This window comes from Acinetobacter sp. UBA1496 (assembly GCF_002324975.1).
GTDB lineage: Bacteria > Pseudomonadota > Gammaproteobacteria > Pseudomonadales > Moraxellaceae > Acinetobacter > Acinetobacter variabilis.
This window is the reverse complement of the sequence record NZ_DCRI01000114.1, coordinates 1-18894: the sequence shown is the minus strand read 5'-3', so window position 1 is coordinate 18894 and position 18894 is coordinate 1. Positions and strand designations below refer to the sequence as shown.

Genomic DNA, 18894 nt, shown 5'->3' with positions numbered 1-18894 from the left:
ACCAAGGCACGGGAAGGACAGGTACAGATTTCACCCTGGTTCAGGGCAAACATGGCAAAGCCTTCCAGAGCTTTGTCCAGATAATCGTCTTCCTGATCCATAATGTCGGCAAAGAACAAGTTTGGTGATTTACCGCCAAGTTCCAGCGTTACCGGAATAATATTTTCAGTTGCATACTGCATTATCATTTGGCCGACGGCAGTCGAGCCGGTAAAGGCAATCTTGGCAATACGGGGATTGGTCGCCAGTGGACGGCCGACTTCGACCCCGTAGCCATTGACGATGTTCAACACGCCCGGCGGCAAAATGTCCTGAATCAGTTCAGCTAGCACCAGAATACTGACCGGAGTCTGTTCTGCAGGTTTCAGCACAATACAGTTGCCTGCAGCCAAGGCTGGCGCGAGTTTCCAGGCGGCCATCAGAATCGGGAAGTTCCAGGGAATGATTTGTCCGACTACACCAAGCGGTTCATGGAAATGGTAGGCGATAGTATCTTCATCAATTTCGGAAATGCCACCTTCCTGAGCCCGGATACAGCCGGCAAAATAACGGAAATGGTCAATGGCCAGTGGAATATCGGCAGCCAGCGTTTCACGGATCGGTTTTCCATTGTCCCAGGTTTCTGCTACAGCCAACATTTCCAGATTTTGTTCCAGACGGTCGGCAATTTTCAACAGAATATTGGAGCGGGTGGTCGGCGATGCTCTGTTCCATTGTTCTTTGGCTTTGTGCGCTGCATCCAGGGCCAATTCAATGTCTTCTACAGAAGAACGCGGTACTTTGGTAAAGACTTTGCCATCTACCGGAGAGAGATTGTCAAAGTATTCGCCTTTGACCGGAGCGACCCATTCGCCGCCAATGAAATTATCGTATTGTGCTTTAAATTGAATTTTTGAACCAGGTTGATTGGGATCGATGTAACGCATATTTATTTCCTTTGCTTATTTTCGTATGGCAAAACCGCTTCTACAGCTTTGGTATAAGGTACTTCTGCACCTTATTTGATTAATATAAATGAGGTAAGGTTGGAAAAAGGTTGGAGCTAGCATGTTCACGATCTTTTCATCTATTTTAAAAGAATAACGATTACAGCGGATGTAAATCATGAATTGTTGTGAGAATAAGGAATGATGACAAAACAAGATTTGGCGCAAAAAAGGCACAATATCGATCAGCTTCGGCAAAGTAGCAGTTTATCTCCCCTGCATGCAGAACAGCTGGGACAGAGTATTGCTAGTTCTTGGCAGCGCTCATCCTCGGCTGAAATCCCTAAGAATCGTTTAGCAGCACCACTGACAGATATAAAAAAGACCACTTCTTCTTTAACTTTAGCCTATGCTCTACACCATTGTGCACAAGACTTGAAACATATTGCAGAGCAGTCATCGATGGTGTTGGCAGTCGGTGATATAGGCAGCACCATCATCTGGACAGCGTCCAGCCCGCAAATGCAAAGTGCCGCAGAAAGTGTACATTTTATTGAAGGTGGACAATGGCGCGAAGAGCTAGTCGGAACCAATGCATTGGCACTATCCTTAAAAACTCAACAATCCAGCTGTGTCTTTTCCAGTGAACATTACATGTCCTCCATTCATGATTGGGTTTGTTACGCTGCTCCGATTATTGATCCCTATTCAAAACAGGTCTTAGGTGTCATTGATCTGTCAACTACCTGGCCAAAGCATAACAGTTTAGCACTACTAGCTGCGGAGCGCTGTGCTACGATCATCCAGTCGGCTCTACTAGAATGCCAGAAGCAGCGCCTGTTTATTCGGGCTTTTTCAGTACCTCAAGTGCTGTTTAATGGCAAGGTACTAGTTCTGACCCCTCGACAGATTGAAATTCTAGCCATTCTGGCCTTATGTCCGCAGGGCCTGAGTCTAGATACCTTGCATCAGGCCTTATATGGCGAACGCAAGGTCAGTATAGGGACTTTAAAAGCAGAAATGTCACAGTTACGCGATGTACTAGGTGGTATGCTGGGTTCCAGACCCTATCGTTTATTGGCGGATGTAGAGGCTGACTTTTTAATGATGGAGCAATCCCTAGATGCTGGATATATTGATTCAGCCTTGAAATTATGTACCGGCGTATTTCTGGCTAGAACAGAAAGTCCATTTCTATGCGCTTGGAGAGATTGTCTGGAATCACGCCTGAGCGATGCCATTTTCAAGGCTAATGAAACCGATGTCCTGCTGAAACATGTGGCACATTTTCCTGAAGCGATTGATGCTATAGAACGCCTGATTGAACTGATGCCCAAAATCCATCCCGTTCATCAGACTCTGTTAAAATATAAAAATCTTTAAAGCTGATGTAACTGTCGGTAAAGCTAAACAGTTAAAATAGGAAAATTCTGGAATATTAAGTATTATCCTTGCTTACTGTGGGTTTACTTATTGATTTAGACTGAACCTGATCCTAAAATTTTTATCAGTGGCTACCCAGTTTGCCTAGCTGCTTGATGGGATGCTCTTCATTAAAATCAGCTACGCTCACCTTCATGTCATTTGAAGGACGCGCAGTTTATTCCTCAGGGATCAAATATAATCGTAAGATAATACGCTATGAAATTTTATTTGTGGCTGAAACGGGCTAAAAAAATCTTGGCATTTTTCTACCATGGGATTAATGTCGATAATCATAATGAAAGGGGCTTGATAAAAAAGAAACACCCCCCGTTTTTATCCTCTTATGAAGGCAAAAGGATCAGCCAGGAACAGGAAAATGCATGTCTGCTCTTGGCACACTTCCTCAGAAAGTGAAACAGGGGCTGTTAAAAATGTAAGTCAGATGATTGGAAAGAAGACTTACATTGAGGCACTACATCGCCGCTTTAAAAATATCTACCACTTGGGCATGGCTGGCTTTACGTGGATTGGTCAGCATGCAGGCATCTTTTTGTGCATTTTCCGCCATGATGGCCAAGTCAGCTTCTTTTACATTCAATTCCGTCAGCCCAGATGGAATACCAATTGAAGCCGAAAGCTGACGAATGGCGCCAATCGCTTCATAAGCTGCTTCAGTTACGGTTAAGCCTTCTGTATTCACCCCCATCAATTGGGCAATTTTGGCATAACGTTCAGGACAAGCAATCAGGTTAAATTCACAAACATGGGGGAGCAGAATTGCATTACAAACACCATGCGGCAAGTTGTAGAAGCCTCCGAGCTGATGTGCCATCGCATGCACATATCCTAAAGAGGCGTTGTTAAAGGCCATTCCGGCAAGATATTGGGCATAGCTCATGGCATCCCGTGCTTCCAGATTATCCCCATTCGCCACTGCCGGGCTAAGCCATTCGCTGATCATGGTAATCGCCTTTTCTGCACAGGCATCAGTGATTGGGTTTGCTGCTGTAGACACATAGGCTTCTACTGCATGCGTCAAGGCATCCATACCTGTTGCCGCAGTCAGCCCTGCAGGTTTGGCCAACATAAGTTTAGGGTCATCAATCGCAATGAGTGGTGTACAACGCCAATCTACAATCGCCATTTTCACATGGGTATCGGTATTGGTAATGATACAGAAACGTGTCATCTCCGAAGCTGTCCCTGCTGTAGTATTGATTGCAATCAGTGGTGTCATCGGGACGGTACTTTTATCAATCCCTTCATAATCACGGATATGTCCGCCACCTGCAGTGACTAGGCCAATGCCTTTGGCACAGTCATGTGATGAACCCCCACCTAACGATACAATAAAATCACAGGCATTTTCATTATAAGCTGTAACTCCATGATGCACGTTAATATCAGTTGGATTGGGTTCCGCGCCTGGGAAAATATAACTGTCAACACCCGCCTCTTTCAAATAGTTTGCAATATCATCTGCAACACCAAATTTAAACAGCCCCGCATCAGTTACAATCAGCGCTTTCTTGGCACCTAAATTTTGTGCTTTTATCCCGATTTCTTTAGCACAGCCCGGACCAAAAAGTGAAACACAGGGAATATAAAAACCGTTAGTTTGATCTGAAATATTTTTAAAAGCCATGGTGTGATTCCTTCTACCATTCATTGATTATTTTATCGGTGACCCTCACCGTAATATGAGTATTGGATGAAGTTAAAAAGAATCCTACCTACCAAATACCTACCAATTTAAATTTTTGATTCTAGCCAAAATAATGAATCTGAAATATTTAAAAGTAGGTTGGCAAGGTTTAGCAGATACTGGGTAGATTGGTTCAATAGAGGGCATGTAAGTAGCGCACTAGGCTGTTTGCTACTTTCTGATTTTAAATAAATACTAAAGTGCTTTATTCATTTTTAAGATAAAGATAAACAGTACAGGGCTTAGAAATATCCATAGAGCCACAAAGCTGATACTGGAGCTAAACCGGGTCCGTAATAAAACCATTGCAACGAATAAGAAAATACCTGCTGCGAATTTAGTGTACGTAGGAAAATTCGCTAAAAAAGCGTACCGAGATTTTCGGGTTTTTAGAATCTGCTTTGCACTTACAGTATAAAAGGCAAAGCAGCTTAGCCAAAGCAGACCGATCACTGCAATCCATATCATGTTGATGATTCCTGTTGCGTAACTTTTAGTTTGGCGTGAATTTTATTGACCGCCTTTTGATGAATAGGGGTAATTTTCTGGTGTAACAATAGGGCGAGAAGTGCCAAGCTCCACAACATCAGATCGATTCGCAGAAATGGCCAATAAGTCGCAAAAGAATCAACATATTACTGGGAAACTAAATAATAAATATCAATCAGGGGAAGGGCTTTGTTGCACAAAGGTTTGAAAGACAATGCTGCCCTAATTGAGCTAAATTCAAGTGACAACTTGGGTATTAGGGCGATCTAATTCTATGAATTTATTCAAAACTGCTACACGTGCATGAATCTCATCCACCTGACTAGCAAAACTCCTTGCTGTTAATTTATCGCCTAATCATTTGATGCAATGCATTTTGGTTTCCACTAAACTTCGATGATGATAACCAGACCATTTTTTCCAAAGTGACCGACCTAGCCGTTTGACTGATTTTAATAATTCATTCCTCTCTAAAGATCTCAATTTCTTATGAAGCGCTTTCTGACAGGCCGATCACCTTGTACCTTAGGCAGTCATGAAATACCATGCCGCTGCAAGCAGCGGTGTAACGACCAGCGTGTCAGATAAGGAATACTCGGCTGCAATGTATAAGGGCAATCGTCTAGCGGCAACAAAGTGCGTTTTCGAAAAGCAACAATTGCCGCCTCATTTTCAGGCGATAACACGCTTGAGCGAGGATTCTTTGGCCCTGTTGTAAGATCATCTACTGAAGTAAGTTTCTTCCATTTTGCGACAGTCTTTTGATTGATGCCGTAACGCTTGGCTAGCGTTATTAAGCTCTCTTAACTATTTTGTATTGCTCGACGCACTGTCTGTGTCGTTGTGGCGCTGTTGTGTAGAACTTGTCCCATAGTGCTGCATCTTTCCATTTCTCTGAGAATATTACACCATTAAAATCTGGGACTAAACACCTAGCTAGAAAGTTCCACAGTTTGAAATTAAACGTCGATAAGCCAAGAAAAAGCACAAGCTGCCGATCATTCCGAGATAAAGCAATTTAGGCAAGACTAGCTCTGTAGGTACACCCATCTGATTGAGTTGAATAAACATCTGCACAATTTGGGTGGAAGGCAGGATTTCGCCAACGACTTGCATCCAGATAGGCATTGCAGCATGCGGCCAGGCCGCACCAGATAAAAAGAACAGTGGAATGGAAGTGAATACAATCACATGACCCGCACGTTCCGGCAAATCCAGAAAACTGGCGAATAGGCAGGTCATGCCAATTATTGTATAGATAAAAACTGGAACAGCCAGTAGCATCCCGAACAGGTTGCCACCACGTGGATAATCAAATAGCCAGAAGCTAAAGCCGAATAAATAGAAACATCCCAGACAGCCAATAGTAAAGACCGCTAAACACATCCCAACCAATGCATTTGCGTTTAATTCTACTTTTCTTTCCCGATATACTAAAATTAGCATACTCAAACCCAAAAGAATGGTTTGGTGAATAATTAAAGGTGCAACCGCAGGAAAGACATAGCTGCCATAGCCGGACAGCGGATTAAATAAAGGAATTTGATGCACAGAAAGGGCAGGTGAAAAATCCGAGACCTTGCCAAAGCGTTCAGTATAATCTGCCAAAGTTTGCTCAACTGATGTAGCTAAGCCCAGACCAATTTGTTTGGTCACTAAAAAGTTGGCCGTGCTTAAATACAGTCCAATTCCGCCTGTTTCACCATGCCTTAAGCTTTGCGATAAATTGTCCGGTAGTAACAAGATACCATCGGCTTTTTGAGATTCCATCCATTGTTTGGCTTCGGCAAAATTTCCGGTAATCGCCTGAATTTCGACATTGGGGCTTTGTGCCACCTGACCAATAATGCGGGTACTTAAGCTACTTTGTTCTTCATCGACAATAATAATCGGTAAGGCTTCAGCCTGCTGTGCCTGATAAGCGGTTGGATAAAAAAAGCTGTAAAACAAGACAGATAGAATCAGCGTGGTAAAGATCGTGCCGTGACTGACGATATCTTTAAAGCTTTGTAGATAGTAAAACCAAAGGGATTTCATGGTGTTGCTCCTTTGGCGATTTTTTTAAGAAACAGATAAGCCAGCAGAGCGTAGACTAGGGCATAGATCAGCAGCATTAATCCAGCTTGCAGTGAAATATGCAATGGACTACCAATCACCCATTGTTCAGTTTGTAATTTGGCATAGGGCGTGAACGGAATAATATTGGACCAGAACTGGGTGAATAGGGGCGCATTATTTAAAGGTAAGGTCACACCGGCAAAACTTAAAGATGAACCACCATAGACCGCAATGATGCCAAAAGATTTACTTAAATCTTTGGTTGCTAGAACCACTGCACTGCTTAAAAATGCATAAGCGCTATATAGCAGAAATTGTGCCGATAGAATCAGAGCGAGCGAGCCGGCAACAAACCAGCCGCGAATTTCAATCAGCCAGAACATCCAGATCCAGGTCCATAGACTAAAAATAGCCACATAGACCAGGTTCTTAGACAGTAATGTCATCCAGATGGATGAGTTGCTAATCCAGCTTGTTAAGGTCTGCCGCTTCAGTTCCTGACCGACGGAAAATGCCACACAACAACACAGCAGTAAATGCAGAATTGCCGGAATGACATAGAGTTCCAGATAGAATTCATAATTCAGTTGTGGATTATACAGCGGCGATATTTTGATATGCGGTGACGGTGCTTCGAGAGAAGGCAGCCGGTTGCCCAGATATTGCTGTCCGCTAAATTCAGCCAGTGCTTGCAGGGTACTGACCAGCATGGCAGAGGAAATGGTATTTCCGATACTGAAATAACTCTGGTTAAAGGCAATACTGATGTCAGCATCCCGGGCACGAACCAGACGTTGCTCGGCACCGCTGGGAATATGGATATAACCCCAAATTTTATTTTGATTTAACAGGCGCTCAATTTCAGCTGTTTGTTCCGACACCGTAGCAATTTTAAGAGTATGATTCAGCGCCACATGCTGATAAATGCTTTGACTCAGCGCACTCTGGTCTTGATCAATAATCGCAATCGGTAAATGATCCGGTTTCCCTTGAGCAAACATGCTGCTGAATAAAATAATCACCAGTGCAGGTGCGAGCGTGACCAGACACAGATCCCATTTTTCGCGGAGCAGATAGCGCAGTTCGCGCCATATACCCGTCCACATTATCGGGTCTCTTTCAGTTTAAATAACACGCTCATCCCAACTTTCAGTTCAGGAATCGCTGGTGTGGGCACAAGATGCAGCTTAAAACTTCGCACATCATAACCGCCGGTTTGGCGTGTGGTCTTAATGGTGGCAAATTCACCTTCAGCACTGATCTGCTTGATTTTAAAAGTGGCGGTTTTATCTAGGGCGGGAATATAACCTTCAATACTGCTCATTTTCTGAAACGGGGCATATTGGTCTTCACGAATATTCAGGCTCACCCACATTTGATCTTCAAACAGGCTGACCACAGGGACTGCGGTGGCTACCAGCTCCGAGACTTTGCCATAGGTTTTAGACACCGTTCCGTTTACAGGTGCTACTAATTGGGTTTCTGCTTCTAAAGCATTGGCTTCATTCAGCGCAGCCTGGGCAATATCTACCTGTGCATCGGCGGAACTCTTTTGCTGCGAAGTGCTGCCACGTTTGGCACGTGCGTATTGCTGATACGCCGCCTCTGTCATTTGCGCCGCTGATTGACTGGCTGCATACAATTCATCACGGCGCTGGCGTGAAATCACACCTTCCTTCAATAAATTTGCACCACGCTCATAAGAAACTTTGGCTAAATTTTGCTGTGCTTTCAGCGCTTGCCAGTTGGCATACAGACTGGCGATATTTTCTTCCTGCGAGCCGCGTTCAGCAGTCGATTGTAAGGCTAGCGCAGATTGTAAAGCCGCTGCGGCTTGCTGTTTTTTGGCCTGAATTTCCGGGCTGTTTAAGCGCACCAGTACATCGCCTTTTTTGACCCGCTGACCTTCTTCTACATAAATTTCTTCAATACGGCTTGGCACTTTGGTCGCCACCTGAACTGTTTCAGCTTCTACACGACCCTGCAATTCAAGCGGAGCCGGTTGGTAGCTTTTCCATAATCCAAAAGCGATGACTGCCAGCAGAACTGGAATCAGGGCGAGCAATAAATATTTTTTCTTTTTAGCGATTTCAGGAGCTTGTTGTTGCTCGGTCGAAGTCGTCGCGTTGTTTTCTATTTCAGTTTTTGTTTCTATCTGTTGCGCAGGCGATTTATCTGTATCGCTGGATGAAGCCGCTTCATTCACAGGATCATTGGATTGTTGATCTTCGTTCATGTTCGGCTCCATTAGCGAATATAGTGAGTGTTGGTATGTTGGATGTAGTTCGGAAATTCTGCAATCGAGCCATGGCTTTGTAATAGTGTGGCCAGTGACATCACATATTTGTAAGCATTCAAGGCAGTTTCGGCTCGTAGTCCGCTCAGCATATTTTGTGCATCGATGACCTGTATGGCGGTGCCCGTATCTTCTTTAAAAGACAATTCTTGGATGCGTAAATTTTCCTGTGCGGCTTTCAAGTTTTGTGCCAGAAGTGCATCACTTTGCTGTGCGCTGAGTGCTTCGCTATAAGATTTATAAATCAGATTTTCAATTTCCTGCTGGGTGCGTGCAGTGAGCAGTTCTGTGGCAGAGCGTTTGAGTTCGGCAGCCTGAATATTTTTGTTTTTATCGATCCCGGAAAACAGGTTATAGCGTGCGGCAACTCCGACAATCCAGTTTTCATTTTGATCCAGACTATATTCACCAAAAGCAAAAATATTCGGTTTTTTAGCTGCTTGCTGGGCTTTGACATTGGCTTGGGCCAATTGGGTATCCAGCTGCATTTTTTGAATCAGCGCAGAGTTTTGACTAAAGGTTTTCAGCAGATGATTTAAAGCCTGTGGCTCAGTTTTATTGACAAATAAAGGCGTCGAAAGTTCGGTGATGCCGCTTTCCTGAAGCAGATTATTCAGCTGGAACAGGGCAGCATTCAAATTGGCTTGCGTATTTTGCTGGCTGCGCTCGGCATTATTGCGTGCTACTTCAAACTGCATGCGTTGGCCTTTACTGATAAAACCTTGCTGTTCCATCTTTAAGGCATTGCGATAATGCTGCTGCATAGCATTCAGATTAAACAGCGCTGCTGCATGCAGTTGCTTTTGGAGCTGCACATTGAAATAACTTTGAATCAGTTCAAAACGCTGCGTGTCTTGCTGCTGTTTGTTGCTGAGCTGACTACGACCGACCTGAATATTGGCAATTTCTTTGGCACTACGGGTGAGGCCTCCGGTATATATTGGCATAATCACGGAAACAGTGGGGCGAATCACCTGATCTTCAAGGATGACATTAGACGTATCCGGAATCAGACCAACTCCGCTATGAATAGTATTGTTAAGTCCATCACGCAGTGGATCGGTAATACCTGCAGGTAGATCCACGCCATTACTGGCCTCCCACTCATTAAGCCGGCCATTCACGCCTTGGGAGAGTGAATTCTCCAGATTATTTTTAAATTGCTTTAATGGAATATCGACTTCACTGTGAAAGGCATAGGCACGAACATTCAGATCGACACGCGGTAGACCTACGCCTTTTACTGCTTCAGCTTCAAGTTTTGAAGCCTGTTCCAGACTTTGATAGGCTTGGCTGCTATAAGAATTTTGCAACAACTGACGTTCAGCGTCCTGAAAGCTGATGCTCTGTGCATGAGCAAAGCTGCCATACATCATCGATGCAAGCAGATTTAAACCCCAGACAAGCTGTCTTTTATTTTTCTTTAAGTTCATAAAGTCGCTAAACTGATTTAAAGCCGGTGATGTTATCCGGCTAGTATAAATCAAAGGTTCGTAGATAGAACTAGTGTAAAGTTATAGTATTGTTTCTTGTACATTTGTCTATAAAAAAGGAAGCTTATGCATCCTTAATTAACCCGAATCGCGGATAAGAAATTGACTTGAAAAATAAGAGGACTAGAGGCATCAGTTGAGTTACCACTGCTTCCGCCAAATGTTTAAATAAACCCTTGTTTTTAAAAGGTTTTATTTTTTATCTAGGGTTTTACCCCTCAACCTACCCCTCATCAAATTTTGGATGTGAAAAGGGCTTTGTTGCATAAACCTAGCCTAGAAAGATTATTCAGTCCTATAATTTCAATATGAATAAACCTGCTCCTAAAATCTATCGTACAACTAACTGGTCTTCCTACAATCGTGCCCTCATTAACCGAGGTAATATTTCCATTTGGTTTGATCCAAACACTCAGTGGTATGCACAAGACAAGCAAGGTCGAAATCACACTTACTCTGATACCGCTATTCAATGCTGTTTAATGATCAATACTCAGCAAGTTTTATATAGACCGCAATATTCGGGGAAATTTTTACTGGAAAATAACGAAAATGGTGGAAAACGATTCATTCTAAGTCATCTTGACGATGTGATCAGATTCAAATTTTGTAATATCTCGATTTCTAGTCTCCCAAAACAGTGCATATATTTAATAAATAGTAAATATAAATAAAAATCATTATTATTTGTTGTTTTGGTTTTTTTATAATGCTTCCATACATTTCCATTCGTTCTGCCGCCAAATGCCATATAGATTACTCCCACTTAGTTCAGCAATATTAGCAATCATTAATGTGTCGACTCATGCTCAGGCAACGGATACTGAAACAGCTCAAAGTTTACCGACGATAACAATTCAAGCTCAAGCCGAACAAAAGGAAAATAAAGAGTATGCTGCAAAAACTGCATCCTCTGTATTGCGTTCAAATGATCCTATATTTGAAACGGCACAATCCATTAGTGTCATAACGAGTGAGCAAATTCAAGAAAAACAGCTTAAAACTGTTGCCGATGCTTTAGAAGGCGTTGCTGGTGTTACATCAGGTTCATATGGGCGTCGTGGTTGGGATGATTTTATCATTCGTGGTCAAATTTCGAGTGCGCAAACCTATGTTGATGGATTGCGCGTGCAAACTTCAACAAATGTCTTAAGATCTGAAGATATTAGTGGATTAGATTCTATTCAAGTTGTGAAAGGGCCTACTTCTGTGGGTTTTGGTTTAGCTCTGCCAGGGGGCTTGGTGAATTTAACGACAAAGCGCCCCGAAGCGGAAACGTTTTATCGGACCAATTTGAGCTATGGAAGCTATGGGCTTAAAGAAGGCACATTTGATATTAACTATGCGCCAAATCAAACTGAAAAAGGGGCATTTCGTTTCGTTGGCCGTGTGTCTGATCAAGATGATCCGACAGATTATGTATATTTTAAAAATCAGTATTTAGCATCATCATATAACTTTGATTTAAATGATAAAAATGATCTTTCTGTGATTGCTAGCTATCAGCACAGAAAATATATTCGAAATCAGGGAATTCCGCAAAACTATCAAAATTATGGACGTAACATTTTTATTGGAGAGCCTGATCGCTATTATGATGTGGACGTATATCGTGTAGGCAGTAACTTCACTCATTATTTTGATAATGATTGGATTTTTAAGCAGAATTTTGCTGTGACGAAAAATAGCAGCTGGAGTAACTCAGTTTTTGCGGCTTCTGGAGCGGCCTTCCCAATTGTGAAACGGCAAGTCAATTATCAAGATAAGCAGGATACTAATTTTGCATTAGATAATTATCTGCAGCGAAGTTTTAAAACAGATCATATTGATTACGAAGTGACAGCCGGAGTTGATATGATGAAAGAGCGCAGTGACTACTATCAGCGGGTTGATAATGTAAACCCGATTGATGCAGATAACTTAGAGCATGGCATTACCCCTACGACGCAAGGCAAGCCGTCATGGAATTTGACCTATAATCAATATACCGGGCTTTATTTAAGAAATACCATTAAAATTGATGATCAGTGGATTTTAGGCTTATCTGGACGCCATGATTGGACGCAAGTGAGTGTTGAAAACCAAATAAATAATACAACCGTACAAAACTCGGATAATGCATTTACGGGCAGTGCATCATTGATGTACCGCATCAATGATTTCTTTGCGCCCTATATTAGCTATTCAACTTCATTTATGCCTGTAACCGATACTGGAGCGAATAGTACATTACTCGACCCCGAAGAAGGTAAACAAACGGAAGTTGGTATGAAGTTTCAAGGACTTGACCAGCGTTTACAAGGATATATCGCTTACTATGATCTCACGCGCCGCAATGTTACAGAAAATGATTCAACTCTAGGCTATTCAATTCAAACCGGTGAGCAGCAAACCAAAGGCTATGAAGCAGAATTATCTGCAGCTCTGTCTAACCAATGGCATGTATCCGCTGCCTATAGCTATATCCCAACTGCTGAAGTCACCGAAAGTTTAACCAGTAGTGAGATTGGGAAGCGCATTAATCATGTCCCTAAAAATGCAGCATCATTGTCTAGCCAATATTATTTTAGCCCAGATAAACTGGGATGGAATATGGGGGCAGGAGTACGTCTTCAAGGGGAACGAACAGCACAGCGTGGAACATATTCTGTCCGTATGCCGAGTTATACGTTATTTGATGTGAATGCTGGCTACGATGCTCAACGTTGGGGCATGGGTTTAAGCATTAAAAATTTATTTGATAAAGATTATATTCAAGGTACAACACCCAATGCCCAGTTGCTCAGTTTTGGCAGCCCGCGAACTTTTCTCTTTAATGTGAAGTTTAAATATTAATCAGTTCTTGTTTTTCGTCCATTGAACATTTTGTAGTTAAATTTAACCATATATTTTTGAGGAACTTTGATTTGAACGATCAAAGTTCCGATGTCTTTCAAGGTATCACACAGTGAAAAAACTTTTTTTAATGCTGATTGCTGCACTGAGCCTAGGTTTTTTAACAGCATCCATGAGTGCATTTGCAGCTAAAGTGAGTACGCATATCGCATTAATTTCTCAGATAAACGGGCCATCATACGCAAATGATTTGGCTATAAAACAGCACTTAGAAGCCTTGGGATATGCCGTTCAAATATTAGACCAGCTCCAAGATCCAAAACAAATTAAACAAGTTGATGCAATTATTTTGTCTTCAACAGTTGGATCAAAAAACTTAAAAGCAGGGTGGCGTCAGTTAGAAATTCCACTGATGACATGGGAAAGTGATTATATTGATGATTCAGCCATGACGGGGAAACGCTCAGGTCAGGATTTTGGTGAAGTCGATAAAGCTCGATATTTATGGCTTGTAAATGCGCCACACCGCTTATCTGCGAATTTACCTGCGGGCACGCTGAATGTTTATAAAAAACAGACCATGATGAATTGGGGGAAACCTGGATTAGGGGCTACGATCATTGCGACGGTCTACGGCGAACCTGAAAAAGCAGCGATTTGGGGATATGAAAAAGGTGCAACTATGGATTATGAATCTTTAGCGCCAGCTAAACGGCTGATGTTCTTTCTTCATAATGACACTTTTTCAGACTTGTCTTCAGATGGGGTTAAGCTATTCGATGCGAGTGTAAAGTGGCTGATGGCGCCGGAAAATTCAAAGTGATGGCAATATAGTTACAATTTTTAGGGTGTATCCTTATTTGATGTATATATTCCATTCTTCTCATCTATTGAAATAAAATATTTTTATGCCCTGTCTAAAATTAATTATTTGAATAGATTTCGCAGAGTTTGAACTGATGAAATTTGGATAAAAATCTAACAAACCACGAAATTTTATGGTAGCTACTTGTTGGAAGATTATGAGGCGGGGCAACTACAAAAACTTACCTTGCCTTTGAGGTAGATGTATACCCGACTTATTTTGAAATGATTGTGGAAATTCCACAATTGTCAAGTTGCAAGTTGATTGAAGTCGTAGGAATTATCGATGATCTGATTGTCGATAAAAGCTATGTCTGAAACAGCACTTCTTGCAGTAAGCAATTTGTTTGGAAGTAAAAATATTGAATAGTTATGTTTCGATACATAAAATAAATTTTGTGCCAAATTGACATCACAACTTTATTTTTAATCTAAGTCTTTGTAATAATATAATTATATTTTTTAATCCATCACTGGATAATATTTTGATAGCAAAACTTTGCCCAATCACTCATCAATCCTTTTCGTTTTTCTAGATAAGCACCACGTAAATAAGCCGCTTCTACTTCATCTGGTAATTTATGTGCAAGCACATGCTCACAAACTTCACGTGGATAATCGGTTTTGTCAGCAGACCAGTCACGAAATGTAGAGCGGAAGCCATGTGTCGTGATTACTCTATTCTGTTTAGGGTCAAGATAGCCTAAGCCATTTTTCTTTAAACTTCTGTTCATGCATTCGTTTGATCAGAGTGGTCAATTACATGTCAGAAAGCATCTGCCCATTACGAGGTGCAGGAAAAATGAAATCTTGTGCTTGAGTATATGCTTGAATTGATTTAAGCAAATTAATAGCTTGTTGAGACAAAGGAACACGATGCTCTTTATCTGCTTTCATTCGTTCTTTAGGAATAATCCAAACCTTTTTCTTAAAATCAATTTCTTGCCATTTTGCCCCAAAAATCTCACCAGAACGGCAAGCAGTTAAAATTGCAAATTCTAGGGCTTTAGGAGAAATACCTTTTTTCTGTCTTAGGTGCTGAATAAATTCAGCAAGATGTTCATAGGGTAACGATGGGTGAGGGCGTGATTCCTGCTTTAAATTACCTAGAATTGGTTCTAGATTGCCTTTCCATTCAGCAGGGTTATCACCTACAAAATATCCCATAGCTTTGGCATAATCAAAAATGGTTTCTATACGACCACGAATACGTTTAGCTGTTTCATTTTTATCAATCCAGATAGGCTTAAGAACTTCGGCAATATCAACTTTAGTAATGGTACTAATACTCATATCACTTAAAGTTGGGTAAATATAAGTTTCTAATGTAGAAGTCCATTGACCAATATGTTTTTCATTTTTGAGTTCACGGGTTTTATTTGCTATAACAACTTTTGCACACTCAATGAATGTTTTGTCACGTAGTTTCTGAATATGAAGCTTGTTGAGCTGTTCTTGTTTATGTGCAATTGGATCAATGCCATTTCGAATTTGTATTCTTAATTTTATTGCTTTAGCACGGGCTTCAGCTAAAGAAACTTCGGGGTAGGGACCAATACCAATATCACGGCGATGAGGCTTTAACTTTCCGTCTTTATCTAGACGTTTTCCCACTACTGCACGTAAAATCCAGACACGAGAACTATTCACAATACGTAGGTGCAAACCATCTACACCACCGACAGCATGCCTACCATTTTTTTGATTTTTGCTACACTGAGTGCCGAGAGTTCTTTGGCTTTTTTAGGCATAGGGTTATTCTTGTCCCACATAACAACCCACATAGAATATTGGAAATGGTTGGATTAAGCAAGACGTGGTTGGGAAGTTTTTGTTTTAAGTTATTGAAAGATAAATTTATATTGGATTGAGGCGGACTGTGTAAAACAAGTGTTATACGGACACACCAAACTCAAAACTCTAGTTCTGATGTTCAATAGTACCGAATTATTCTGCGTAATTGATGATTTTTCTTAAATTTGAATCAACTTATTGAGAGTTTCTCAAACAAAACCGTGGTTCCTTAAGAATCAGAACTGCTCAATTTACAATTTCAGAAATCTGCTTTATTGCCATTTGATACAAATGCTCTCATTTCAATAATTTCAAAGCCTTTTTTTAGCTGGGTAAAAGAAGGTAAAAGCCATTTATTTAAGTACTTGCCTTGCTATCAAAGGATGATTCATCTAATCAATATGCATGAATTAGCTCTACAAGCCTTACATGTGACACTGATGAAAGGCCAAGGTACACAATATCTATGGATTGATTCAACAACTCTGCCAGTTTGTAAAACTCAACGTATTCAGCATCATAAATTATTAGTCCAAATTGCATCTCGTGGTAGAAGCTCAATGGGCTGATTTTATGGCTGTAAATTACATATTGCGATGAATCAATTTGGTGAAATTGGCTGTTCTGCTTTATCGAATGGATATGTTGCTGACATAAAAATGGTTGAGCAATTGGTTGCTGGTGTAGAAGCAAAACTTTACGGGGATCGAGGTTACATCAGCCAAGAATTAAAAATTAGATTGAAATATCAAGGTATTGATTTAATTATTTATCATCGAAAGAATATGCAGGCTATTCAACTTTGTGTATCAGATGAATATCACCTAAGACAACACAATAAGATAGAAACATTATTCAGTTTATTGAAGGGGCAATACAATTTAGTGACGAGTAAAGCACGTAGTCTTCATGGATTTCTGCGTGGAATTTACGCCTCACTATGTGCATATCAACTCCCTCATCAAAATAAGCCAACAATTCAAATTAAGGAATCATCGGCTTAAGCAGGATTCGAGTTAAATAAGCTTTCAAAATAGCTTGATAAACTAAAGCTATTTTAAGCAGGCAATGAATATGAAATAAAACGCTAAAGAAAAATAAAAAAAACAGCGTATGATTTACTCAATTGAATTTTAGATGATGCAGACAAGATGATCCGTAATGATTGGTCACGTGCCGAAATACAAGAAATTTATGACTTGCCTTTAATGGATTTACTGTTTCAGGCACAGCAAATTCATCGCCAAAACTTTGAACCGAATACTGTTCAGGTCAGTACTCTGCTTTCAATTAAAACGGGCCGTTGTCCGGAAGATTGTAAATACTGTTCGCAATCTGCACATTATGATACTGATCTGGAAATTGAAAAACGCGTAGAAGTACAAAAGGCGATTGCTGAAGCCAAACAGGCCAAAGCTTCCGGTTCGACCCGTTTTTGCATGGGCGCAGCATGGCGTAACCCGCATGAACGCGATATGCCGTATGTGCTGGAATTGGTGCAGGAAGTCAAGAAACTGGGCATGGAAACATGTATGACCCTAGGGATGCTGAATGCCTCACAAGCGGAACGTCTGAAAGATGCAGGGCTAGATTATTACAACCACAACCTTGATACCTCACGTGAATATTATGCCAATGTCATCAGTACACGTAGCTTTGATGACCGCTTAAATACGCTTGATCATGTGCGTAATGCCGGAATTAATGTCTGTAGTGGCGGTATTGTCGGCTTGGGCGAAGGCGTACAAGACCGAGTCGGTTTGTTATTTGAACTAGCGACTATGCCGATTCACCCGGGTTCGGTGCCCATAAATATGCTGGTTCCTATTGAAGGCACACCACTGGCCGATGTTGAAAAACTGGATGTGATTGACTGGATTCGTACTATTGCGGTAGCACGGATTATTATGCCGAAGAGTTATATCCGCTTGTCGGCAGGTCGTGAATCTCTCTCTGACTCTGATCAGGCACTGGCATTTATGGCTGGAGCTAACTCATTATTTTCAGGTGATAAATTGCTTACTGCCCCGAACAGTGGTGAAGGTAAAGACAAAGCCTTGTTTGCTAAATTAGGCTTAAAAGCTGAAGCTGCCAAGAAAACAGCTAAAGAATTGGCTGTAGATGCGATGCAACCTGCTTAATTAATCGTGTAACAAACAGGGATCATTTCAACTTGAATTGGTCCCTTTTATTGGAGCAGACAAAATGAAGATACTGATGATTACGGGTTGGGGGCTAGGAACAGCGGTCTTAACCCCCGTTTGTAGAACAGTTACGGCAGCAGCATCAAGTTGAAGTATGGGATATTTTTGATCCTAACGTGGAAAGTATTTTGGCCGAAAAAGTTAGGCAGGCGAGTTCTTTTGATGTCTTGATGGGATGGTCTTTGGGTGGACAGTTGGTACTTTTGCTGACTAATGAAATCCAGCAACAATTGAAAATTGCCAAGCCAGTGATTTGCTGTATGTCAAATCCCTGTTTCGTGGCCAACGAAGCATGGCCACAGGCAATGCCAGTTGAACAATATACACAATTTAAATCCTCCATACTGGCTGATCCCAAACGCGGGATGCAGTGCTTTTGTACCTTGGTCACTTTAGCTGGCGCAGCAGCACGTGAACGTACAAAATTATTGCACCAACAGTTAAATAGTATTGATTTAAACTATCAGGTTAAGCATCTTTATCTATTGCAGCAATTAAATCTAGTGGATATCTTAAAAAATCATTCAGTCAAGATGCTATTTATATTTTCCGAGAATGATATGTTGGTTCCTTACAAAGTTAGTCAAGAATCTGTGTTTTTAACAACCCAAAATCTGAATTTGGTAAAAATACAGGGCACGCACGATGCCATCCTTTTTGATACCAAGTTACTCGTTGAGCCAATTTTAAAATTTTTAGCCGATCTGGCTTAAGCAAAAAGAAATTGGTAGCTCTTGACGTTTCATTTTCAGATTTAACGCGCTAAGATCAGTTTTAGTTTTAATAGGCTTTGTTGCACAAAGAT

11 protein-coding genes and 7 pseudogenes are annotated in these 18894 nt (G+C 41.3%); 7 read left to right on the top strand and 11 right to left on the bottom strand.

The features are described from left to right. The coding region (locus tag B3143_RS14770) for an aldehyde dehydrogenase family protein (protein WP_286741055.1) at window positions 1-926 on the bottom strand (926 nt) is incomplete at its 3' end. 201 nt (window positions 927-1127) lie between these two features. On the opposite strand from B3143_RS14770, the gene B3143_RS14765 reads away from it, so the two are divergent. Then, the gene (locus tag B3143_RS14765) at window positions 1128-2309 is read left to right on the top strand and encodes a hypothetical protein (protein WP_004779935.1); all 1182 of its coding nucleotides are present in this window, start codon (window positions 1128-1130) and stop codon (window positions 2307-2309) included. Between the two features lie 514 nt (window positions 2310-2823). Here the strand turns inward: B3143_RS14765 and mdh are convergent. The 9 genes and pseudogenes from mdh to B3143_RS14730 all read right to left on the bottom strand — a co-directional run bounded on the left by mdh (window position 2824) and on the right by B3143_RS14730 (window position 10332). Further along, a complete protein-coding gene (gene mdh, locus B3143_RS14760; RefSeq protein WP_004647793.1) occupies window positions 2824-3996 on the bottom strand; it encodes an iron-dependent methanol dehydrogenase in 1173 nt (390 codons plus the stop codon). 255 nt (window positions 3997-4251) lie between these two features. Further along, entirely contained in the window at window positions 4252-4524 is a 273-nt protein-coding gene (locus B3143_RS15205; RefSeq protein ID WP_004779934.1) for a hypothetical protein, read from the bottom strand. Then, window positions 4521-4730 (bottom strand): annotated as a pseudogene (locus tag B3143_RS15200) (PepSY domain-containing protein); the annotation flags it as partial. The gene B3143_RS15205 and the pseudogene B3143_RS15200, both read right to left, overlap by 4 nt. 52 nt (window positions 4731-4782) lie before the next feature. Continuing rightward, a pseudogene (locus tag B3143_RS14755) lies at window positions 4783-5031 on the bottom strand (IS5/IS1182 family transposase); the annotation flags it as partial. Window positions 5032-5081: 50 nt separating this feature from the next. Continuing rightward, a pseudogene (locus tag B3143_RS14750) lies at window positions 5082-5417 on the bottom strand (IS481 family transposase); the annotation flags it as partial. 64 nt (window positions 5418-5481) lie between these two features. Then, window positions 5482-6582, bottom strand: coding sequence for an ABC transporter permease (locus B3143_RS14745; protein ID WP_004812067.1), 1101 nt, complete (start codon window positions 6580-6582; stop codon window positions 5482-5484). After that, the gene (locus B3143_RS14740) at window positions 6579-7709 is read right to left on the bottom strand and encodes an ABC transporter permease (RefSeq protein WP_004812069.1); all 1131 of its coding nucleotides are present in this window, start codon (window positions 7707-7709) and stop codon (window positions 6579-6581) included. Before B3143_RS14740 ends, B3143_RS14745 begins: the two co-directional genes overlap by 4 nt. Then, on the bottom strand, window positions 7709-8839 hold the full coding sequence (locus tag B3143_RS14735; RefSeq protein ID WP_004812071.1) for an HlyD family secretion protein: 1131 nt from the start codon (window positions 8837-8839) through the stop codon (window positions 7709-7711). The genes B3143_RS14740 and B3143_RS14735 overlap by 1 nt, the downstream gene beginning before the upstream one ends. Before the next feature lie 11 nt (window positions 8840-8850). Beyond that, on the bottom strand, window positions 8851-10332 hold the full coding sequence (locus B3143_RS14730; RefSeq protein WP_004812073.1) for a TolC family protein: 1482 nt from the start codon (window positions 10330-10332) through the stop codon (window positions 8851-8853). A gap of 368 nt (window positions 10333-10700) precedes the next feature. Between B3143_RS14730 and B3143_RS14725 the strand changes: the two are divergent. The 3 genes and pseudogenes from B3143_RS14725 to B3143_RS14715 form a co-directional block, all read left to right on the top strand. Continuing rightward, a pseudogene (locus B3143_RS14725) lies at window positions 10701-10886 on the top strand (transposase); the annotation flags it as partial. Window positions 10887-11136: 250 nt separating this feature from the next. After that, entirely contained in the window at window positions 11137-13227 is a 2091-nt protein-coding gene (locus B3143_RS14720) for a TonB-dependent siderophore receptor (protein WP_004812079.1), read from the top strand. 112 nt (window positions 13228-13339) lie between these two features. After that, window positions 13340-14050, top strand: coding sequence for a hypothetical protein (locus tag B3143_RS14715; RefSeq protein ID WP_004812080.1), 711 nt, complete (start codon window positions 13340-13342; stop codon window positions 14048-14050). Between the two features lie 511 nt (window positions 14051-14561). Here B3143_RS14715 and B3143_RS14710 read toward each other — a convergent pair. Next, window positions 14562-15842: pseudogene (locus tag B3143_RS14710) on the bottom strand (tyrosine-type recombinase/integrase). Between the two features lie 178 nt (window positions 15843-16020). Here B3143_RS14710 and B3143_RS14705 point away from each other — a divergent pair. The 3 genes and pseudogenes from B3143_RS14705 (at window position 16021) to B3143_RS14695 (ending at window position 18802) form a co-directional block, all read left to right on the top strand. Beyond that, a pseudogene (locus tag B3143_RS14705) lies at window positions 16021-16889 on the top strand (IS982 family transposase). Between the two features lie 147 nt (window positions 16890-17036). Continuing rightward, the gene (gene bioB, locus B3143_RS14700) at window positions 17037-18026 is read left to right on the top strand and encodes a biotin synthase BioB (protein WP_004812090.1); all 990 of its coding nucleotides are present in this window, start codon (window positions 17037-17039) and stop codon (window positions 18024-18026) included. A 64-nt stretch (window positions 18027-18090) separates the two neighbouring features. Next, a pseudogene (locus B3143_RS14695) lies at window positions 18091-18802 on the top strand (alpha/beta hydrolase). Window positions 18803-18894: the final 92 nt, after the last annotated feature.

Coding starts and splice junctions, on each gene's coding strand:
- B3143_RS14740 (WP_004812069.1), bottom strand. CDS start 7,709: ATGTGGACGGGTATATGGCGCGAACTGCGCTATCTGCTCCGCGAAAAA.
- B3143_RS14735 (WP_004812071.1), bottom strand. CDS start 8,839: ATGAACGAAGATCAACAATCCAATGATCCTGTGAATGAAGCGGCTTCA.
- B3143_RS14745 (WP_004812067.1), bottom strand. CDS start 6,582: ATGAAATCCCTTTGGTTTTACTATCTACAAAGCTTTAAAGATATCGTC.
- B3143_RS14765 (WP_004779935.1), top strand. CDS start 1,128: ATGATGACAAAACAAGATTTGGCGCAAAAAAGGCACAATATCGATCAG.
- B3143_RS14720 (WP_004812079.1), top strand. CDS start 11,137: ATGCCATATAGATTACTCCCACTTAGTTCAGCAATATTAGCAATCATT.
- bioB (WP_004812090.1), top strand. CDS start 17,037: ATGATCCGTAATGATTGGTCACGTGCCGAAATACAAGAAATTTATGAC.
- B3143_RS14730 (WP_004812073.1), bottom strand. CDS start 10,332: ATGAACTTAAAGAAAAATAAAAGACAGCTTGTCTGGGGTTTAAATCTG.
- mdh (WP_004647793.1), bottom strand. CDS start 3,996: ATGGCTTTTAAAAATATTTCAGATCAAACTAACGGTTTTTATATTCCC.
- B3143_RS15205 (WP_004779934.1), bottom strand. CDS start 4,524: ATGATATGGATTGCAGTGATCGGTCTGCTTTGGCTAAGCTGCTTTGCC.